This is a genomic window from Pseudomonas sp. 43(2021) (assembly GCF_017490805.1).
In the GTDB taxonomy this organism is placed as follows: Bacteria; Pseudomonadota; Gammaproteobacteria; order Pseudomonadales; family Pseudomonadaceae; genus Aquipseudomonas.
In genome coordinates, this window is the sequence record NZ_JAFGYJ010000647.1 from 1 (window position 1) to 246 (window position 246).

The 246-nt window shown below is 58.1% G+C and carries 1 pseudogene; it reads left to right on the forward strand.

Annotation, left to right across the window (positions count from 1 at the left end):
* Positions 1 to 163 (forward strand): annotated as a pseudogene (locus tag J5M71_RS29110) (aromatic acid/H+ symport family MFS transporter); the annotation flags it as partial.
* Between the last annotated feature and the right edge of the window lie 83 nt (positions 164 to 246).

Here is a 246-nt window from a genome sequence, read left to right on the forward strand (position 1 = left end):
CACGGGCGTATCGTGGATGCTGGGTATTGGCCGCTTCGGGGCGATTCTCGGCGCCTGGAGTGGTGCGACGCTGCTGGGGCTGGGCTGGACCTTCGAACAGGTGCTCACGGCATTGCTGGTGCCGGCGATGAGGTCAGTACGGGCAGCCAGGGGAGATAGGTAGGGATGCAATAATTGGTTCGATAATCGCACGAATAGTCGATTATCGGATTGTAAGCCGCCCATGAGTCTCCTTAATCTGAGCTT